14 protein-coding genes are annotated in these 20882 nt (G+C 65.1%); 7 read left to right on the forward strand and 7 right to left on the reverse strand.

Going from position 1 to position 20882, the window contains the following annotated elements; all coding sequences use genetic code 11:
- Positions 1–7 precede the first annotated feature (7 nt).
- From FIV42_RS23995 to FIV42_RS24010, 4 genes are all read right to left on the reverse strand, one after another.
- Positions 8–1960, reverse strand: a complete 1953-nt coding sequence (locus FIV42_RS23995) for an Ig-like domain-containing protein (RefSeq protein ID WP_141200147.1) — start codon at positions 1958–1960, stop codon at positions 8–10.
- Between the two features lie 14 nt (positions 1961–1974).
- A complete protein-coding gene (locus FIV42_RS24000) occupies positions 1975–2976 on the reverse strand; it encodes an extracellular medium-chain-length polyhydroxyalkanoate depolymerase (protein WP_141200148.1) in 1002 nt (333 codons plus the stop codon).
- A gap of 1178 nt (positions 2977–4154) precedes the next feature.
- A complete protein-coding gene (locus FIV42_RS24005; RefSeq protein ID WP_141200149.1) occupies positions 4155–4673 on the reverse strand; it encodes a PH domain-containing protein in 519 nt (172 codons plus the stop codon).
- 373 nt (positions 4674–5046) lie between these two features.
- Complete coding sequence (locus tag FIV42_RS24010) at positions 5047–5403, reverse strand: hypothetical protein (RefSeq protein WP_141200150.1); 357 nt, start codon at positions 5401–5403, stop codon at positions 5047–5049.
- Between the two features lie 83 nt (positions 5404–5486).
- On the opposite strand from FIV42_RS24010, the gene FIV42_RS24015 reads away from it, so the two are divergent.
- Positions 5487–6971, forward strand: a complete 1485-nt coding sequence (locus FIV42_RS24015) for a carboxypeptidase M32 (protein ID WP_141200151.1) — start codon at positions 5487–5489, stop codon at positions 6969–6971.
- A 335-nt stretch (positions 6972–7306) separates the two neighbouring features.
- On the opposite strand, the gene selD is transcribed toward FIV42_RS24015, so the two are convergent.
- Positions 7307–9574, reverse strand: coding sequence for a selenide, water dikinase SelD (gene selD, locus FIV42_RS24020; RefSeq protein ID WP_141200152.1), 2268 nt, complete (start codon positions 9572–9574; stop codon positions 7307–7309).
- Between the two features lie 185 nt (positions 9575–9759).
- Here selD and FIV42_RS24025 point away from each other — a divergent pair, with 185 nt between their 5' ends.
- From FIV42_RS24025 to FIV42_RS24040, 4 genes are all read left to right on the forward strand, one after another.
- Entirely contained in the window at positions 9760–11442 is a 1683-nt protein-coding gene (locus FIV42_RS24025; RefSeq protein WP_141200153.1) for a serine/threonine protein kinase, read from the forward strand.
- Between the two features lie 38 nt (positions 11443–11480).
- Positions 11481–12350, forward strand: coding sequence for a tetratricopeptide repeat protein (locus FIV42_RS24030; protein ID WP_141200154.1), 870 nt, complete (start codon positions 11481–11483; stop codon positions 12348–12350).
- 57 nt (positions 12351–12407) lie between these two features.
- Entirely contained in the window at positions 12408–15905 is a 3498-nt protein-coding gene (locus tag FIV42_RS24035) for an Ig-like domain-containing protein (protein ID WP_141200155.1), read from the forward strand.
- Between the two features lie 76 nt (positions 15906–15981).
- Positions 15982–16686: an SDR family NAD(P)-dependent oxidoreductase gene (locus tag FIV42_RS24040; protein ID WP_141200156.1), complete on the forward strand. Its 705-nt coding sequence runs from the start codon at positions 15982–15984 to the stop codon at positions 16684–16686.
- Here FIV42_RS24040 and FIV42_RS24045 read toward each other — a convergent pair.
- The gene (locus FIV42_RS24045; RefSeq protein ID WP_141200157.1) at positions 16661–17782 is read right to left on the reverse strand and encodes an HD domain-containing phosphohydrolase; all 1122 of its coding nucleotides are present in this window, start codon (positions 17780–17782) and stop codon (positions 16661–16663) included. The genes FIV42_RS24040 and FIV42_RS24045 overlap by 26 nt on opposite strands.
- A gap of 224 nt (positions 17783–18006) precedes the next feature.
- On the opposite strand from FIV42_RS24045, the gene FIV42_RS24050 reads away from it, so the two are divergent.
- A complete protein-coding gene (locus FIV42_RS24050; RefSeq protein WP_141200158.1) occupies positions 18007–18459 on the forward strand; it encodes a CBS domain-containing protein in 453 nt (150 codons plus the stop codon).
- Positions 18460–18552: 93 nt separating this feature from the next.
- Positions 18553–18981 (forward strand): TerB family tellurite resistance protein, encoded by a 429-nt coding sequence (locus FIV42_RS24055; protein WP_141200159.1) that lies wholly within the window; start codon positions 18553–18555, stop codon positions 18979–18981.
- Positions 18982–19177: 196 nt separating this feature from the next.
- On the opposite strand, the gene FIV42_RS24060 is transcribed toward FIV42_RS24055, so the two are convergent.
- Positions 19178–20812, reverse strand: coding sequence for a hydroxysqualene dehydroxylase (locus tag FIV42_RS24060; protein WP_141200160.1), 1635 nt, complete (start codon positions 20810–20812; stop codon positions 19178–19180).
- Positions 20813–20882: the final 70 nt, after the last annotated feature.

Consider the following 20882-nt stretch of genomic DNA (forward strand, 5'->3'; position numbering starts at 1 on the left):
TCCCCCACTAAAAACCTACAACCTTCGTCGGCACGCGAACCCCACTCGGTGCGCCCCAGCACCACGGCTTGCCTGACGTGTCGAGGGCGCAGGTGCCGGCGCCGCCGGCGGTGACGTCGGTGAAGTCGGCCGAGGAGCTGATTTTGGTGGCTTGTGGGCGGCTCGTAGTCGAGCCGAGGCCGAGTTGGCCGGCGCCGTTTTGGCCCCAGCAGTAGACGTCGCCGCCCGGACCGAGGGCGCAGGTGTGGGCGTGGCCGGCGGCCAGGCGCGAGAAGGAGACCGGGGCCGAGATCAGGATCGGGGTGTGGCGCTCGGTTGTGGTGCCGTCGCCGAGTTGGCCGGCGTCGTTGGCGCCCCAGCAGGCGGTGCTGCCGTCGGTGCCGATGCCGCAGGTGTGTGCGTCGCCGAGTGCGAGGGTGACGAACTCGTAGCCGCCGAGCACCTGGGTGGGGTTGTTGCGGTCGTTGGTGTCGTTGACGCCGAGTTGGCCGCGGTCGTTTTTGCCCCAGCAGTAGGCGTGGCCGGCGGTGTCGAGGGCGCAGGTGTGTTGGGCGCCGGCGAAGACTTTGGCGAAGCTCGAGCCGGGGGCGCGCACCGGGCTCGTCGAGGCGGTGGTGGTGCCGTCGCCGAGCTGGCCGGCGTCGTTTTTGCCCCAGCACCAGACCTGGCCGCTGTTCGTCACGCCGCACGTGTGCTGGGCGCCTGCCGAGACTCCCTGCAGGTCGGAGGCGTTGGTGACCTGGGTCGGGACGGCGCGGGCGGTGGTGGTGCCGTCGCCGAGCTGGCCGGCGTCGTTCTTGCCCCAGCACCAGGCTTGGCTTCCGTCCGTGGCGCACGAGTGCGCGTCGCCCAGCGAGATGACGTCGAGCGGCGAGCCGGTCGAGGCGCGGCCGAGCGCGGCGGTCGCGCCGGTGGTGCCTTGGCCGACCTGGCCGTGGTCGTTTTGGCCCCAGCAAAACGCGATGCCTTGCACCAGGCCGCAGCCGTGGCCTGCGCCGAGTCCGAGCGCCGAGACCGAGAAGTCGACGTCGATATAGGCGGTGTCGCTCTTGCCTCCGCTCGAGGCGATGATCGTCGCGCTCCCTTCGCCGACCGCCTCGACGCGTCCGTTGGCGTCGACGGTGGCGACGTCGGGCGCCGAGCTCGTCCAGGTGAGGTCGGGGTCGCTCATGACTTGGCCGTTATTGTCGAAGACCTGCGCCTGCAGCTGCACGGTGTCGCCGCGCACGAGCTGGTCACTCGCCGGGGTCACCTCGACACGCTCGACATTCGTCGGCGTCGCCTCGACGATGATCGCTGCGGTGTCGCTCTTTCCCTCACAGGTCACCGTAATGGTGGCGTTCCCCGCGCTCACGCCGGTGACGACGCCCGCCGGCGAGACGACCGCCACCTCGGGAGCCGACGACACAAATTCGATGTCGCGCTCATCTTCGATGGCCGATCGGTTGACGTCCTCCAAGAAGACCGTCAGCTCGACCTGCTCGCCGATCTGGAGGGTGCGGTCGTCGGGGATGACCTCGACGGTCTCGACGGGCTTGCCTTTGACGCGCACGCTGACCGACGCGCTGACGTCCTCGAGGGTGGCCGTGATCGTGGCCGTGCCGAGCCCTCGCCCGTAGATCTTGGCGTACTCGTTGACCGTGGCGACGTCCTCGTTCGAGCTGCTCCAGACGACGTCGTTGGTCGGAAGCTCCGAGCCGTCCGAGCCGAGCGCGGTCACCTCGAGCGTCAGCGCCGTGTTCACCTCGATGACCGGATCGGCCGGGGAGATCTCGAGGCCCACGAGCGTCGGCTCGGGCTCGGCGGTGTCGGTGGAGGCGTCGGCGGTGTCGGAGCTCGTGTCGGGCGTCAGCGCGGCGTCAGGCGTCTCGATCTCGTCGCCGGGGTCGAGGACCGAGCAGGCGGTGATGGGGGCTAGGCTGACGGCGAGGGCTAGGAGGGCGAGCGTGCGATACTTCATGTGTCGGGCCGGGTTCAGTGGGTTTGGAACCAGTCGAGGATAGCCGCAGGCGCCTCTTCAATCCAGTGGTGGCCGGCGTCTTCGTCGACGAGCAGGCGCGTGGGCGTGCCCCCGTCGCTCAGGCCCTCTTCGTAGGGCGTCATCGTCCAGATGGGCACGGTGTTGTCGAGGCGGCCGTGCACGAAGAGCGTGGGCGGATGGTCGTCGGGCAGGTCGCTGGGGACGTAGCAGGTGTAGCCGGCGCACCAGCAGTAGGAGGCCGATAAGATGGCCAGCGCGCGAAAGCGTCCGGGATACGCGACGGCCATGCGGCTGGTCATGTACCCGCCGCTCGAGATGCCGCCGGCGTAGAGACGGTCGGGGTCGACGTCGCCGAACTCACCTGCCTCGATGGCCTCGAAGATGTCGAGCATCAACTCGTGGTCCGGCGCGCTCGTCCAGTTCGTGGCCCACGGCGCGATATTGGTGTCCCAGTAAGTCGAGCCGGCGAAATGGGCCTCCGGCGTGATGACCGCAAAGCCCGCCCCGAGCAGCTTGTCGATGGTGCGCACCCGGTGGAAGAGGCCCATGGGGTCGTTGCGCTCGCCCTCCCAATAGCGCTCGGAGCTGTAGAACGAGCCCTGAAAGAGGATGGCCGTGGGCCAGCCCTCGGCGGGCGGCGAGCCCGTGGGGACTTGCCAATGGACCTCGCGGCGCTCGTAGAAGCCGTCGGAGGGGTCGAAGACGGCGGTGTTGCGGGTGCACTGGATGGCGTCTTCGGTCGACGTGCAGCGCGGTGGAGTGGGCGTTGTGTCGGCTGAGTCGGCGTCCGGTTGTGCAGTGTCGGGGGCTGTGTCTGCGGAGGCGTCGCGGGTGTCGCGGCCTGCATCGAGCGCGTCGGCGTCCTGCGAAGTCGCGTCCTGCGAGTTCGTGTCCTGCGAGTTTGTGTCAGGGCGCGTGCCGTGGCCGCCGACGTCCGACTGGCACGCCGTCACGGCGAGCAGCGTCGACAGAACGATGATGTGCAGGGGAGCCATTTGCATGGTCTCAGCGTAACGCAATCCGCCTGCGATGCAATGCCGAACGGGAGGTAGGGAAAGCGCGCGTCACTCCGAACGCCTCGTTAGAGAAATGCGGCGCCTGAGCGCCGCTGCAGGCCGATCTTGAAAAAAGTACGCAACGATTTTCGATTTTTGCCGAAAACAGTAGTGAGGGGTGGAAGTATCGTGGCCACGAATCTCTCCTTCAAATGGGCGGGTGGGTCGTCGTTAGCGTTGGCCCACCAGCTGGTGGCTGAGCCGGAGGGCTCAGAAGGTTCTGTGCGACAACTCACTCCCGTCGCCGAAGGCGGTTGATTCGTGCTTCTTCGGCGCCGTCTGTCCTCGACGATGCGCTGCATCGCCTGCGTCAGACGGCATCCGAATCTGCAGCGAATCCCCTCGCCTCGGCTCGGTCCGGAGTTGTCGCACAGAACCTGGACTGCGGCGGAACGGTTTCCCGATCCGCAAAACAAAGCCTTCGTGGCGAGCGTATCTTCGAGGAGATGTGGGACCGTACCTCTTTGGCGCGCTCGGCGGAGGCCGAGCCGGCAGTTTGGTCCTTGTGGCGAAACGGTCGGATTTGCCCGGTGCGGGTTCGTTGATGCGTCGATTTGGAAGTGTCGGCGTGGCGTGAAGATGGACCTGTGCCATGAGGAGTGCCGCAGCGGCGTCGTTGGAGGTCGTGGCGTCGGGGTGGGCATGTGCGTAGCGCATGACCTATCCGAGGTGGCTTGAAAACGGGGCGGGCTTTGCCCGTTGACTGTTCACAATCACAAGCAAATCCGCAGCGCCCATGCCGGCGAATTTCGTCGGCAGACGCACCGGTATGTCGTGATGAGCAGCCTGTGCGGGCGCTTAGCTGCGCAGGCTGATTCACCGGCGGGGTAGAACCCGCCGGGGTCTGGGGGGCGGGGTGAAGAGTCTGTCGCGATAGACCGCCGTCACGGGGTCTGGGGGGCGGGGTGAAGAGTCTGTCGCGATAGACCGCCGTCAATTGGAGGCAGCGCTTCCAGCGCTGGTTGCAGGAGAGTGCGGCCTTGCTCCCAGGGCAAGATGCCCTGCCTCCTAAGGCTTATCCGACAGCCTAGAGGCAGCGCTTCCAGCGCTGGGAGCAAGGCTTATCCGGGAGCCTGAAGGCAGCGCACCTCAGCCGGCCGGGCCGGTTCACCGGGCGGTCAGGTTCCCCGCGCCGGCTGCAGGGGGCGGCCTGACGGTGGGACGCGTCGCAGTCGGTCGTTGAGGGTGTTGACGATGTTGGCGAAGTGGCTCAGCGGGATGTGGGTGAAGGTGATGGGCCCGCGGGTGGTCTCCAGGCGGAGGTTGCCGCCCACGTGGGGCTCGCTCTCGAGGTCGGTGATGTGATCGTAGGGGATGGTCTGCGCTTCGGCGCCCGTGCGGCCCATGGTCGCGGCGACGTAGACGAGCCGGTCGTCGAGGAGCACCAGGATGGCCTTTTTGCTGGCGTGGCGTGCGCGGGTGGCCGCCAAGATAGAGTCGCCGTCGCGCACGTGGAGGCGCAGCAGCTCGAAGGGCGGCGTGGCGTCGCCGCCGGGTTCGACGCCCAACTCGGCGAGCCGGGTCTCGAGGCGGTCGAGGCGGATGCTGTCGGTGCGCGAGTTGCGTTGGCGTACCAGCCAGAAGGCGATGGCCGCGGCGATGAAGAGCGCGAGGAATGCGATGAGATACCATTCCATGACTGATCCTGTGGAGCCTTGCTAAAAACCTGCGTCGGTCGAAACGTCTCCCGGGCTCAAACCTATGTGCTCGCGCGGTATTAACAAGACCGGTCGCCGAGCTACAAATACAGCTCGCCGGGCTACAGAGAAGTGTCGCCGGGCTACAGAGAAGTGTCGCCGGGCTACAGAGAAGTGTCGCCGGGCTACAGAGAAGTGTCGCCGGGCTACAGAGAAGTGTCGCCGGGCTACAGAGAAGTGTCGTCGGGCTACAGAGAAGTGTCGCCGGGCTACAGAGAAGTGTCGCCGGGCTACAGAGAAGTGTCGCCGGGCTACAGAGAAGTGTCGCCGGGCTACAGAGAAGTGTCGCCGGGCCACAAACAGGTGTCTCGGCTCAGTCTTCGTCTTTCTGGTTGAACAGGGGAAAGGCGTCGAATTGGGTGTGGAACTTGTAGAGGAGTTTTTTGAGGTGGTGGAGCGGGCGGTCGCGGCCTTCGATGAATCGAAAGAGGAGGGGGCCCTGGCCGCGTGCGCCGGGTTGGTCGATCTCGTCGCCGAAGAGCTCCTCGAGGGTTTCTCGGGCGTTCTCGGAGGCGTAGAAATAGCAGACCATCGCGCTGCTGCGGCCGCTGGGGTAGTCGACCAGGCCCTCCTCGACGCGGATCTGGACGGCGGCGGGGCCTTCAGGGGCGTGGGCGTCGACGCCGGGGCGGTCGAGGGGATACCAGCTGGTGAATTGTAGCTGTCTCATAGAACGATTTTCTGCAAATCGGGCGTTTTATGGTAAGGGGGAGGGTGTACTGAATGTCGCCCTTCGGCAAGTGAGGAGATGAAATGGACGCCTACAAGGAACTAGAACGCCGGTTCGCCCGGCTCAACAAGCTCAACGAGGCGCTCGGGGTGCTGCGCTGGGACCACGCGGCGATGATGCCCGACGGGGGCGCCGAGGGGCGCTCGGAGCAGATGGCGACGCTGGAGTTGATCGCCCACGAGCAGCTCACCGACTCGGCGCTGGGCGACCTGTTCGAGGGCGTCGATGCGTCGGCGCTCGACGAGTGGCAGAGCGCGAACCTCGAGGAGATGCGCCGCAAATGGGTGCACGCGACCGCGGTGCCCGGTGAGCTCGTCGAGGCGGAGAGCCGGGCGACGTCGCGCTGCGAGATGATCTGGCGTCAGGCTCGGCCGGACAATGACTTCGAGCGGCTGGCTCCCGCGCTCGAAGAGGTCGTCGAGGTGGTGCGTGAGGCTGCGGCGGCCAAGGCCGAGGTGCTCGGCTGCTCGGCGTACGACGCGCTGCTCGACCAATTCGACCCGGGCATGCGCGCCGAGAAGATCGACCCGATCTTCGATGAACTCGCCGCGTTTTTGCCCGACTTCATCGACGAGGTGCTCGAGCATCAGGCGAAGGCCGCCGACCCGATCGCGCCCGAGGGGCCGTTCCCCGAGGCGATCCAGAAGGGGCTGTCGCACGAGTTCATGGAGCAGTTGGGCTTCGATTTTCGACACGGTCGCCTCGACACCAGCGCGCACGCCTTCTGTGGCGGCACGCCCGACGACGTGCGGCTGACGACGACCTACTACGAGCACGACTTTACCCGCGCCTTGATGGCCACGATGCACGAGACCGGCCACGCGCTCTACAATATGGGGCTGCCCAAAGAGTGGCGCTACCAGCCGGTGGGGCACGCCCGCGGCACGAGCATCCACGAGAGTCAGTCCTTGCTCGTCGAGATGCAGGTGTGCCGAAGCCGCGACTTCATGGAGTGGGCCGCCCCGCGCATCGCCGAAGCCTTCGGGGCGAGCGGTGAGGCGTGGACGCCCGATAACCTGTACCGGCACGGCACGCGCGTGGAGCGAAGCCTCATTCGCATCGACGCCGACGAGGTGACCTACCCGGCGCACGTGATTTTGCGCTACCGCCTGGAGCGTCAGATGATCGCCGGCGAGTTGGCCGTGCGTGATCTGCCCGAGGCGTGGAACGCGGCGATGCAGGAGATGGTGGGTATCGAACCGCCCGACGACCGTGACGGCTGCATGCAGGATATCCACTGGATGATCGGCGGGTTCGGCTACTTCCCGACGTACACGCTGGGCGCGATGATCGCCGCGCAACTCTTCGCGGCGGCCAAGGAGCAAGACCCCGAGATCGTCCCGTCGATTCGGCGCGGCGAGTTCGGCCCGCTGCTGAGTTGGCTGCGCACGAATATCCACGAGAAGGGCTCGAGCCGCAGCACCGAGGGGCTCATCGAGGAGGCGACGGGGAGCGAGTTGGATGCTTCCATCTTCGAGGCTCACCTGCGCACTCGTTACCTCGGTTAGTTCATTGGGGCGTGGAGGCGCGGAGGCTCGGAGGCGCGGAGGGCCCGGAATTGAAGAGTCGCGGGACGCTAAGGCGCTGAAGATTCATCTGATTGTGCGCGGAAGGCGCTGTAGAACCCAACGTCGAGGTGCGTCGACAGGTCGCGGCGGGGCTGCCTTCTGCAGCGCTTTCAGCGAACTTTAGATGAATCTTCAGCTCTCCAGTTTTCCTCGCCTCCCAATTCAGCGCGTTCAGCGCCTCAGCGTTCAGCGCCTCAGCGTTCAGCGCCTCAGCGTTCAGCGCCTCAGCGTCCGAGGCGCCGACGCCGGTCGGGGCGTTTGGGTGGGCGTCACTCTCAGAGAATCAGGCGAATCGGCGCCGGGGCGTCGGTGCGGGGGGCGATGTGGCCGATGATGGCGGCGTGGGCGTAGCTGCCTCGGCGCAAGGCGGAGACGCAGTCGGCGGCGCGCTCGGCGGGGATGGAGGCGAGGAGGCCGCCGGCGGTCTGCGGGTCGAAGAGGAGCGGGTAGACCGGGTGGTCGGCGGCCTCGTCCATGTTCTGCAGGGCGCGGCGTAGCCGGATATTGTCGGGCTGCAGGGAGCTGAAGATGCCTGCTGCGGTCGTCTCGAGGGCGCCGTCGAGCAGGGGGATCTTGTCGAGGTCGAGGGTGGCGTCGACGCCCGAGGGGCGGGTCATCTCGACGAGGTGGCCGAGCAGGCCGAAGCCGGTGATGTCGGTACAGGCGGTCGCGCCGTGCTCGCGCATGCACCGGGCGGCCTCGCGGCTCGACTGGGCCATCGTGTCGAGGGCGGCGTCGATCCAGCGGCCCTTGGCCTCCTGGCGCATGTTGGCGGCGAAGAGGGTGCCGGTGCCGATGGGCTTGGTGAGCACGAGGGCGTCGCCCGGCTGCATGCCGCCTTTGCGCAAGATGTCGTCGGGGTCGACGAGGCCGTTGACCTGCAGGCCGAAAGACATCTCGGCGCCTTCGCCGCTGTGGCCGCCCACGAGCGCGGCGCCGCTGTCTCGCAGCACGTCCACCGCGCCGGCGAGTAGCTGGTAGAGGTCTTGCTCGATCTTGTCTTCGACACCGTAGGGGACCACGGCGACGGCCAGGGCCGATTGTGGCTCGGCGCCCATCGCCCAGATATCGCCCAGGCTGTGGTTGGCGGCGATGCGCCCGAAGGTGTACGGGTCGTCGATGAAGGTGCGGAAGAAGTCGACCGTCTGGACCACGGCCATGCCGTCGGGCACGCGGGTCACGGCGCTGTCGTCGGGGGCGTCGAGGCCGATGATGACGTCGTCGCGCTCGACGACGTCGAGGCGTTGGAGCACGCGCGAGAGCACCGTGTGGCCGAGCTTCGAGCCGCACCCGCCGCAGCGCATCGCCATGGCGGAGAGGGCCTCGCGGGTGGTCGGGGAGTCAATCTGGACGTCGACGTCGGTCGCCTCGTCGTCTTCCATCTCGGGGAGCTCGTCCCACTGCTCCATCCAGCGCCGGTCGATCCAGTCTTTGAGCTTCCAGACCCAATCTCCCTCGAACGCGAGCAGGCTCTTGGAGCCGACGGCGTAACCGTCGCCGGTGCCGATGAGGCTCAAGAAGTTCTTCTGGGGCCGGTAGGCCTTCAGGGGGCGTCCCTGGGCGATGCGGCGCAGGTTCTCGGCGAGCGGCATGCCCTGTCGCACTGCGTAGACGCCGGACTTGGCGAGGTCGTGATTGCTCATCGAGGCGATGTCGCCGGCGGCGAAGACGCCCGGGTGTGAGGTCGACTGCAGGTGGTCGTCGACGGCGATGAAGCCGGCCTCGTCGGTGGCCAGGCCCGCCTGGGCGATCCAGCCGGGCGCCGATGCGTTGGTGACCCACATCACCGCGTCGAAGGGGTGGTGCGTGCCGGCGGTGTCGATCACACCGTCGGGCTCGACGCGCTGCACGCGGCAGTCGCGGCGCACCGCGATGCCGCGCTCGTCGAGAATGCGCGACAGCTTTTTGCGCACCCGGGGGTTGTGGGTGGGCATGATGTCGCTGCTGGCTGAAAAGAGGGTGCATTCGAGGGTCGTCTCGGGGGTCGACTGGGCCCGAAGGATGGTGCGCAGGCGATGCTCGAGGGCGAGCACGAGCTCGACGCCGCCGGCGCCGGCGCCGACGACGGCTACGCGAAGGCTGTCGCCGGGGTTGCTCTCGATGGTGCGTGTCAACTCGGCGAGGCGCTCGAGGAATTGGTCGACGGGCTTGACCGGCGTCGAATGCTCGGCGGCGCCGGGCACGTTGTGGGTCTGCGGGGTCGAGCCGATGTCGAACGAGACGAAGTCGTAGGAGACGGGCGGGCGATTCTTGCAGGCGAGTTGCTTGGCGTCGAGGTCCATCCCGGTGACGGTGTCGTGATAGAGGCGTGCTCCGGCGAACTCGCACAGCGGCCGCAGGTCGATATGGGCCTCGTCGAGGCTGTACTGGCCGGCGATGAGGCCCGGGAGCATGCCCGAGTAGGGTGTGTGGACGTCGCGGGTGACCAGGGTGACGCGTAGGCCTTCGACCGGGCGCATGCCGAGCATCTTGAGGACCGCCACGTGGCTGTGTCCGCCGCCGACGAGCACGAGGTCTTTGATAATGGGCGCAGTTGACTTCATGAGGGACTGGCTGAGGGGCGCGGTTGGTCTTGCTTTGCCGGGTTTGGCCTAACTTCGTTTACGTCGTGTCACAATTGCGAGTGTGTGACGAGCGTGATACTTTTGCATGGAACGATAAATGAGAACAACATGAGCATCATCGCCTCCGCATCTTCTTTGCCCGTCGAGCAGCAGGCTGACGCCCCATGAGCGGTCGTTTCCCGGAACCAGGAAAGATCTTCGAGGAAAAGTACCACGTCGAGAAACTTCTCGGCAGCGGTGGTTTTGCTCGGGTATACCTCGCCGAACAGACCGATTTGGGGCGCCACGTGGCCATCAAGGTGCTCAGCCCCAAGGTTGCCCGCGCGGTCAACGCCGAGGAGACCGATCCGAAGATCGAGTCGGTGGCGCTTCGCTTCGAGCGCGAGGCACGCGTCGTCTCGCAGCTCAAGAGCGCCCAGACGATCACCATGTACGATTACGGCCGGACCGAGTCCGGGCTGCTGTACATGGTCATGGAGTACGTCGACGGCGTCGGCCTCGACGAGCTCGAGGTGCCCATCGAGCCCAGGCGGGTGATCAAGATCCTCAAGCAGATGCTGCAGAGCCTGCACGAGGCGCACGCCAACGGGCTTTTGCACCGCGATCTGAAGCCCGCCAACATCATGGTGTATGAGCACCTGGGCGAGAAAGACCAGGTCAAATTGCTCGACTTCGGCATCGCCAAGGCGGTGGGGCAGGCGGCCAACGACGACCAGCAAGACCTGACCGCCTCCGACTCGCTCATCGGCACCCCGCGGTATATGTCGCCCGAGCAGATTCGCGGCCAAGACATCGGGCCGGCCAGCGATATCTACAGCCTGGGCTTGGTCGCCTACGAGCTGTTGATGGGCGAGAAGGCGATCACCAACTCCGACAGCATCGAGATCTTGGGGCGTCACCTCTCCTCGGAGTCGTTCGAGATTCCGCGCCACCACGCGATCCACCCGCGGCTGCGTCGGCTCATCAACAAGATGCTCTCGAAGAACCTCGAGACGCGCTACCAGGAGACCAAAGCGGTGCTCGCCGATCTGGCCGAGATCGAGCGCATCGACGGCGATTTGCGCGTCGGTGGGCCGCCGCCGACGCCTTCGGACGACGGCGGTGAATTTGGCGATGACGGAGAGTTGGTCCTCGACGAGGCCGATATCGAGTTCGAGGGCGACTCCTCTTCCTCGAATTCGCGCCCGTTGATTATCGGCGCGGTGATTGTGTTGCTCTTGAGCGGAGTCGGAATTGCAGCCTGGCAATTGACGGGTGCCTCGGGGACCGACGAGAAGGCCGAGCCGATCGAGATTGCCGAGACGCCAGACGAGGCCAACACCGAAGAGGCGGAGCCGGAGAAGGCCCGGGTAGAGAAGGGCGAAGAGGAGAGCGTCGTCACCCTGATTCGCACGCGACCCAAAGGGGCGAGCGTCTGGCTGGGCGACAAGCTCGTCGGGATGGCTCCGGTGCAATTCGAGTCGACCGATTACGAGTTTCCGCTGAAGGTCATCGCCAAGATGGGCGAGAAGAACGTCGAGCAGACGCTCGAGCAGCCTGGCGGCGAGATCTGGCTGGAGTTGCCCGAGCCCGAAGAGCTCGCCGAGAAGGACGACCCGCAAGGGGAAGGCGACGAGGCCGAGAAGGTCGCTTCGGGATCGAAGGCGACAAAGAGTCGATCGGACGACAAGGGCGGGGCGAGCAAAGGGCGAGGCGGCGCCAAAGAGAGAACCCGTACAAAGACTACGAAGAACGAAAAGACCTCCGAGAAGAAGGGCGGGCAGACCGCTACGGTCAAAGAGAAGCCCGAGCCCGACGAGAAAGAGGAAGAAGACGTCGACACGCGAAAGTATCTGCCGCTCGAGTGAGCCGGGCTTTCGCAGCCAAACAGCGTAGGACGAGTCCGATGCAGACGAAGAATGTCGCCGAGTGGAATGGTCACCTCCTCGCCGCGCTTGTTGCCGGTATGGTCGCCGGCATGGTCGTCCTGGGCAGCTTCGCGGCTCCGGCGTCCGCGCAAGAGTCGGGTGGCGAGCAAGGTTCGGCCGGCCAGGAGGCGTCGGACGAGAAGAAAGCCGAGGCCTATTACAACAAGGGCGTCGACGCGTTCTTCAAGAAAAAATACTCGCTGGCGATCACCTACTTCCAGCGGGCCAACACCCTCGACCCCGACCCGGTCGTTCTCTACAACATCTCGCTGGCCCACTCCAAAATGGGCAACCCCAAAGAGGCGCTCACCGCAGCGCTCGAAGCCCAGAAGATGGGCAACCTTCCCGAAGATACGGCGCTGAAGAACCAGTTTCGCATCGTCGGCTACCGGCGCGCGATTGCCGCGCGTGAGGTCACCGAGGCGATCAACCCGCCGGCCAAGGCCGAAATCGACCCGAACAAGGTGCCCGACAAGCAGCCGCAGACCGACGAAGGTTTGAGCGTGCTCGGCTGGACCGGCGCGGGCACAGCCGGGCTGGGAGTGGCTGCGCTTGTGGGCGCCGGAGTGACGAATTTCATCGTCGCCGGCAACCTCGAAGAGTACGACACCGCCCAGGCCGACGGCGATTACGGGCGGGCGAGGGGCCTGCATCAAGATATTCAAGACCGCCAATCGCTGGGACGCGTGATGCTCTACTCGGGCGCGGGACTCGCGGCGGTGGGCGGGGCGCTGTTGGCCTACGACCTGTTGGGCGGGACCGAGACCGCGGGGAACGCCGAGTCTGCCTCCGTGTTCGGCGCGGTCGACTCCGATGGCGCGAGCGTGCAGTTGCGCTGGTCGTTTTAGAGAGCTGGACGTTTTGAAGACCGATTTTTTCTCCTGGAAGTCCGTACAGGATTGCCGATGAGTCGCTTGCTGAACCAGTCGACGCTTCTCGCCTTCGCAGCCCCCATCCTGCTGTTGTTCGCGTTTGGCTCCACATCGTGCGCATTGTACGAGGAGCCCGAACCGCTGGACCCGGCGCTGGCCGTCAACGACCTCGAGATCAGCCCGGACCCGGTGCGACTCGAGCTTGGTCAGTCGACGCAACTGTCGGCGACCTTGCTCGACCGAGCCGGCGAGGAGGTCGATGGACTCGAGGTGACCTGGTCGAGTGCGAATACCTCGGTGGTGACCGTCGACGCCGACGGGATCGTCGAAGGTAAAGCCATCGGGGACACCACGATTACCGCGCAGGTCGGCGAGGTCAAAGCGACGACCACGGTGGTGGTGTTCACGCCGGTCAAGCGCATCGAAATCGAGCCGGACCCGGCGGACCTGGACATCGGCGAGAAGCTGCAGCTGAGCGCCACGGTCTACGGCGATAACGACGAGATTTTGAGCGGGCGCCAGCTCGAGTGGACGAGTTCCGACGAAGCGGTCGCCACGGTTGATGCCGAGGGGCAGGTGACCGGTGTGGCCGAGGGTCAGGCGACCATTCGAGCGCGCACCACCGGGGTGACGGGGACCGTGCAGGTCACGGTTCGCGAGCCCGTGGGGCGGGTCAAGCTCGACCAAACCGAAGCGACCATCGAGGTGACCGACACACTGCAGTTGTCGGCGCTGGTCTTCGACGCCAACGACAATCCGCAGGACCGTCCGGTGACCTGGACGAGCACGCAGCCCGAGGTCGCCTCGGTCGACGACACAGGACTGGTCGAAGGACTCAAGGGAGGTCAGACGACGATTCGTGCGGAGGCGGGCGGCAAGCGCGCCGAGGCGACGATTACCGTCGAGGACCCGGTTGCCGAGGTGGAGCTTTCGCCCAGCCCGGCGAGCGTGGGGGTCGGCCAGACGCTGCAGTTGACCGCCACGCTGACCGACGCGGGCGGCAACGAGCTTTCGGGGCGCGACATCACCTGGGAGAGCTCCGACGCGACCGTCGCGACGGTCGACACAGACGGACTCGTCTCGGGGTTGAAGGGCGGTCAGGTCACGGTTACGGCGACGAGCGAAGGGGTCACAGACACTGTGCAGGTGAGCGTCGAGAACCCCGTGGCGACGGTCGAGGTTTCGCCCGACCCGTTGACCCTGCTCGTACCCGAGACGCACCAGATGAGCGCCACCCTCAAGGACGCCGCCGGCAACGAGTTGACGGGGCGCTCGGTCACGTGGCGCTCCGACGACACCAGCGTTGCCACGGTCGATGCCAGCGGTGTGGTCACCGCGAAAGACGCCGGCGTGGTCAATATCACGGCGACGGCCGAAGGGGTCAGCGGCAGCGCGGAGGTGACCGTGGAGAATGCCGTGGCGACGGTCGAGGTCAGCCCGTCAGCGCCGACCATCGACGTCGGTGAGACGCTTCAGTTGACTGCTATCGCCAAGAACGCGCGCGGCTCGGTCATCAGCGGGCAGACGGCGACGTGGACGTCGTCGGACCCCACTGTGGTGACGGTCGACGCGAACGGCAATATTGAAGGACTCGAAGAGGGCACGGCGACGATCACCGCGCAGGTCGACAACGTCACCGGCACCGCGAGCGTCACCGTGCAGGCGTCGGTGGCCACGGTGAGCATCAGCGGGGCGTCGTCGACGGTCGAGGTGACCGACACGCTGCAGTTGTCGGTCGAGCTGCAGGATGCCGGCGGCAACGTGCTGACGGGACGCACGGTCAACTGGTCGAGCAATAACACCAACGTGGCCACGGTCGACGGGAACGGGCTCGTGACCGCGGTCGCGGGCGGGCAGGCGACGATTGTCGCCGAGAGTGAAGGGGTGACCGATTCGTATGCCGTGACCGTCGAGAACCCGCCGCGAAGCGTCGAGGTGACGCCGGCGACAGCGAGTATCGACGTGGCCGGCACGGTGCAGCTGAGCGCGACGCCGCGCGACGCGGGCGGAAACGCTCTGTCGGGCTACACGCTCAATTGGTCGAGCAGCGACACTTCGGTCGCCACGGTCGACGCGAGCGGACTTGTCACCGGACAGCAAAACGGCAGCGCGACGATCACCGCCGAGGTCGACGACGGTACGGGCACGATGGTCAGCGGCACGGCCACCGTGCAGGTGAGTGCGTCGGTGAGCACGGTGAGCGTCGACCCGACCTCGGTGTTCCTCTTTCCGGGCGAACAGGCCCAGATCAACGTGACCCTCGAGGACGCCAACGGCAATACGCTGAGTGGGCGCACGGTGACTTGGACGAGCCAGGACACCAATGTGGCCACGGTCGACGCGTCTGGGCTGATCACCGCCGTGGCAGTCGGCACGACCACGATTACCGCCGAGAGCGAAGGCGTGAGCGCCACCGTCGACCTGGATGTCGTCGAGTGGACGCAGGTGTCAACCGGCGACGGCTATAGTTGTGGCGTGTTGTCGAACGGCAATGGCTACTGTTGGGGGCAGAACTCGGCTGACGGCAAGATGGGCGACGGGACGACCGACTCGGGCACCGATTCGGCGCTGAATCACGACAACGACCGCTCCGAACCGACCCTGGTGCTGGGCGGCCTCGAGTTCGACATGATCGCGACCGGGTTCTATCACACGTGCGGATTGACCACGGCGGGCAAGGCGTATTGCTGGGGGTCGAATGGTGCGGGGCACCTGGGCAACGGGACGACTTCGCCGTCGGCCACTCCGGTGGCGGTCAACGGCACCTACACCTTCGTCGACATTTCGTTGGGCGCCAACCACGCTTGCGCGCTGGAAACCGGCGGCGACGTGTACTGCTGGGGCTCGAACCAGAACGGCCAGCTCGGACTGGGAGCGAACTCGGCGCAGTACTCGCTGGTGCCCCAGCGTGTGCCGAACCTGCAGTTCTCGTCGATCACGACCGGCGCGGCACACTCATGTGGCATCTCACAAGCCGGCGACGCCTATTGTTGGGGCGCCGGAGGGGCAGGCCAGGTCGGCGACGGCAATGGCACCGACCAAAGGGCGCCCGTCCAACTCGACTCGACGCAACAATTTACGGTGATTGTGGCCGGCTGGAACCACACCTGCGGGGTGACCTCGAACTCGCACGTGTATTGCTGGGGCTCGAACCAGTACGGCGAGTTGGGCGACGGCACGACGACGCCCAAGAATAGCCCGGTGCTCGCCGATGACGCACATACCTACACCGACCTCGCCGCCGGCGCGGGCGCGACGTGTGGCATCGACACCAACGCGGACGCCTACTGCTGGGGCTTCAATGGCCAGGGCAACCTGGGTAGCGGAAGTGTGGCTTCGTCGGAGCCCAACCCGCGTTTGGTTACCGGAGGTTATGATTGGACGGCGATGGACTTGGGCCGCCAGCACTCCTGCGGGGTCGCATCGGGGCAGGCGGACGCCTATTGCTGGGGCGACAACGATTACGGCCAGCTCGGCAACAGCTCGACGAGTAACTACTTGAGCGCGCCGAACGCGGTGACCCGGCCGTGACTGGTCATCGCCGACTCCTTGTGCAACATTTGCAGCCCGAACCTTGATAAACGGTTGCCAACATAAGGAGTCTAAGATGACTGAGAAGCTTCAAACGGTGGTCGTCACCGGCGCTAAGGGCGCCCTGGGCAGCACGGTGGCCGAGCGTTTTCTGCAGGCGGGTTGTACCGTCGTGGGCGTCGACCTCGGGCTGGGAAACGACGGCAAGCCCTTTGCCGACACCGAGCGCGACAATCTTCACTGGATCGAAATCAACTTGAGCGAGGCGCAGGCCGTGCGCGACGGCGTGGCGGCGATTGCCGACGAGGTCGGCCCCATCGACGCGGTGGTCAACTGCGCCGGCGGCTTCCGGTGGACGCTCATCGGCGACGCCAAAGACGAGGATATCGACTTTTTGATCGACGCGAACCTGCGCTCGGCGCTGTTGCTGGTGCGTGAGGTCGTTCCCGGCATGAAAGAGCGGGATTATGGGCGGGTGGTGCTCATCAGCTCGAAGTCGACGCTCAACCCGGGCACGGGCGAAGGTCCCTATGCGGCGACCAAGGCTGCGCTCAACGCGTTGACGAAGTCGGTGGCCGCCGAAGTCGCCGAGCTCGACGTGACCATCAACGCGGTATTGCCCTCCATCATCGACACGCCTGCCAATCGCGAAGAGATGCCCGACGCCGACCACGACAAGTGGGTCAAGCGCGAGCAACTCGCCGAGCTCATCTACTCGCTGACGCAGTCGGTCGGCGAGCCCATCAACGGCGCGCTCATTCCGGTTTCGGCGCGTACTTGAGCGACGGGCTGGTCCCCGAACGCTGCCACTGGCCTTCCCAGAGCGAATCTGACTCTGGGTTGGCCAGTCTGATTTCTTGCATCGTGTCGGCGTGGTCTAGGAAGAGGGTGGCGACATCGGGGTCGAAGTGGGTGCCGCTCTCCTCTTCGATGAGGCTCAGGGCTTTGTCGACCGGCCACGCCTCTTTGTAGACGCGGTCGTGGGTTAGCGCATCGAAGACGTCGGCCACGGCGACCATGCGCGCTTCCAGAGAGATATCCTCGCCTTTCAATCCGTAGGGGTAGCCCGAGCCGTCCCACCACTCGTGGTGCTCGAGGGCGATGCGTTCGGCGACCTGGAGCAGCGGCGTCGACGAGCCGCGCAAGATCGACGCGCCGATAATGGTGTGGCGCTTCATCTCCTCGAACTCTTCTTTGGTGAGCCGGCCCGGCTTGAGCAAGATCGAGTCGGGGATGCCGATTTTGCCGACATCGTGCATCGGCGCGGCCACGCGCAGGGTGTCGATGGTGTCTTGGTCCATCCCCATCAACTCGGCCATCTTGGCGGTGTAGAGCCCGAGGCGGCGGATATGGGCGCCCGTTTCGGTGTCGCGGTATTGCGACGCCGAGATGAGGCGCAGCGCGATCTCTTCGCGCGAGTGGCGGATCATCTTGGTCTGCTCGCGAACCTGGCGCTCGAGCTCACTCTGCAGCTTTTTCTGGGCCAGCTCGAGGCGCCGGCGGCGAAGGGCCGACTCGACCTGGATGAGAATCTCGTTCATGTCGAACGGCTTGATGACGTAGGCGTACGCCCCACGAGCCAGCGCGTCGACGGCCACCGAGGTGTTGTCCACGGCGGTTACCGTGATGCAAACCGTGTGGGGATCGAGCTTTTTGACGTGGTCGACCAGCTCGAGTCCGCTGCGGCCGGGCATGCGGATGTCGCTCAACACCAGCGCGATGGAGTCACGCTCGAGGATTTCGACGGCCGCGTCGACGTCGCCGGCTTCCCTGCAACGGTAACCTGCGCTCTGTAGAATGCGGCGCAGGCTGCGACGCACCCGCTCCTCATCGTCGACGACGAGCACGTATTGATCACTATCGAGTTGTTCGGACATGTGTACGGAATCTCGTGGGAAAGCAAGCGATGCGTGTGACGCAGTCGAGCACGTAAGCCATTGTATTATTATTATTTTGATGCGTAGACAAGCAACATAAACCCACGATCGGCCTCGGAAGTGGGCGGGATGATGCTGTGCGTTGAAAATCGGACGATGTGGTTACCTTGCCTCGGTGGAACTGGCTGAAATCACATCGACACAAATAACGGAGAGGTTAAACAATGAGAGTCGTTGACCTTTGCAGCAAGAATGTCGTCACCGCCACCGAGGACGAATCGCTCTTCAAGGCCGCATACCAGATGCGCGAGAATCACGTCGGCGACGTGGTGGTGGTGCGCCAGAAGAACGGCCAACGCCGTCCGGTGGGGATTCTGACCGACCGCGATATCGTCACCGCCATGGTAGCGGTGGGCGAAGATGACTTTGCCGAGACGACCGTCGCCCGAGCGATGAGCGACGTACTCATCATGGCGCGCGAGGACGATGATCTGGTCGAGATTCTCAACAACATGCAGGCCAACGGGGTGCGCCGCGTGCCGGTCATCGACACCGACGACAACCTGGTGGGTATCGTGACCTACGACGATATTTTGCGCGAGCTCAGCGGGGAACTCGCCAAGCTCAGCCAGGTGGTCGACGCCGAGGTCGCTCGAGAGAAACAGAAGCGACCTTGAGTTGCTGGCGTTGAACCTGACGGGCGTGTGTGCAATTTTGCGTGCGTCCGGTCGGCGAACGACCATTGAGTGCCTACAAAGGAGAGCTTCCCAATGTTTACGTATCATCTGAGTTATGAAGAGAAAGAAGCCCTGCTCAAGTTGGTGGGCTTCTTGGCCCAGAGCGACCAAGACGTCTCCCCCGAAGAGCGCAAGTTCGTGCTTGACCTGGCCCACGACCTCAACGTCTCGTCGGAGGGCGCCTTCGACGATCTCGACGGCCAGAACCTCGAGTCGCTGTGTGATGCCTTCCAGCGCGACTCGGCCAAGCGCGTCGCCATCGTCGAATTGGTCGATTTGGCGCTGGCCGACCACGAGTACTTTGCCGAAGAGAAGGCGGCGGTGCGTGACGTCGCCGAGGTGATGGGGATCTCGGATGACGAGGTCGCCAAGATCGAGGATTGGGTCGCGCGTGGCCAGAAGTGGCACGAGGAAGGGCACCGGCTGCTCGGTTTGGTCGGCGATCAGAAGGTCGATGTGTGAGGGGAGTGGAGGAGCGAAAAAAGTAAGAGAGTGAAAAAGTAAAAGAGTGAAGAAGTAAGAGAGTGAAAAAGTAAGAGAGTGAAAAGGTGAAAGAGTGAAGAAGTAAAAAAGTAAAAGAGTAGGAGAGTGAAAGCCCGCGGCCGGGGGTGTTGGCTGCGGGCTTTCGTGTGTTTGGGTGATGTGTTCGAGGGAGCAATCAGGCGCCGGAGTGGGGCAGTCCCATCTTGAAGCGCATGCGGTCGTAGAGCTTCATCGGCTCGAAGACCACCGGCTCTTCGAGCTCCCAGACGAGACAAGGATCGTGGTCGCCCACGGTCTGCTCGAGGATGCCGTTGACCGCGCGGCGCGCCGCTTCGTTGGCGGCCTCCATCGTGGCCAAGTCGGTGTTCGTGCGCACGTAGTCCGAGGCGACGAAGAAGTTGGAGATGGCGGTGTTCGCCTCGGGGCGGTGTTGCAGCGAGCCGACCGTGTTGATGAGCAGGGGCTCGGCGTTGACCGCAGTACTCGGGTTGTTCGGGTCGGGATAGTCGATGGCCGGGTCGAGGTGCCAGGCGACGATATTCGCCTCGTCGAGCTGGCGACGCGCGCCGTCGTTGACGTGGGCGGCGAGCTGGGCCCAGACCTCCTCTTTGATTTCCTCGGGCGTGCATTCGCGGGCGGGCTTCCGGTGCAGGATGCCCGGCGTGTTCCAGTCCGAGATGCACACCGAGAAGATGCCGTCGATGGTGCCGTCGCCGTAGCGCGACATGTCGAACTCACTCCAGAACTGGTGCTGCGAGACGCTCGTCAGCGCCCACTCGGAGTGCACGAAGATGGCGTGGCCGTGGCAAAGCTCGACGTCGCGGTCCAGATAAAACTGGATGCCGTTCATCCAGTTGGTCTGCAGCCGGTCGAGGTTGCGTAGCGACGGGGCGCCCTCTTCGATGGCCGGCGTCATCAGCTCGAGCATCACTTCGACGGGGAGGCACGCGATGTAGTAGTCGGCGTCGATGCTGAAGCCACCGTTGGGGCCGGTGGCCAAGCACTCGGTGATGCGTTCGCCGTCACATTCGATGGCGTCGATGGTCGTCTCGGGATGGAACGCGGCGCCATGCTGGCTCAGGTATTCTACCCACGGGTCGATCCATACGTCATTGGTCGGCCCGTCGAGCACGCTGTCGACGTCGAGCCAGGGGGCGGCGAGGCCGAGCATCATCTGCAGATAGACGTTGCCGATGGTGCGCGCGCTGCTCACTTCTGCCTGCATGGCCACCAAAGAACGAGTAATGCCGCGTCCCAGGAAGTCCTTGTAGGCATCCGACTTGCCGTCCGCCTCGATGAAATCCCACCACGAGATGTGGTCGTACTCGAGGTCGCGCCGCTCTTGGCAGCTCGTCAGGATGGTGAGCATCTTGTCGACGAAGAAGTTCATCTCGTCGGGCGGGATATCGAGGTCGTTGCCAAACCAGGCTCCCAGAATCGCCGTCCACTCGTCGAGGGAGTCGGGCAGCTCCGACGGCAGGGTCACCTCGGTGGCGTCGGCGCGGGCGATGAGGACCTGGGTGGTCGCGATCAGGTTGTCGAAGACCCCGTCTTCGTTTCCGGCGTAGGGGATGCGCTTCATCGTGTCCTTGAGGTGACGATAGAAGCTGGGAAAGAACCGAAAGCCGTGCTCTCCAGGAAGGGGCGAGCGATCGCCGGTAGCCGTGCCCTCGACGGGCATGCTGCGCGCCTTGCCGCCAAAGATGGCGCGGCGCTCGTACACGTCGACCTCGAACCCGCGCTCGACGAGCTCGTGGGCCGCGCTCAATCCGGCGATGCCTCCCCCCAAAATAGCTACCTTCTTGGTCATCTTCTCTACTCCGTTTGCAACGTCTGTGGATTTGTCCTCAAAACCCCGCGGCAAGCCGCAGGGCTGCACC

The organism is Persicimonas caeni (assembly GCF_006517175.1).
Taxonomy (GTDB): domain Bacteria; phylum Myxococcota_A; class Bradymonadia; order Bradymonadales; family Bradymonadaceae; genus Persicimonas; species Persicimonas caeni.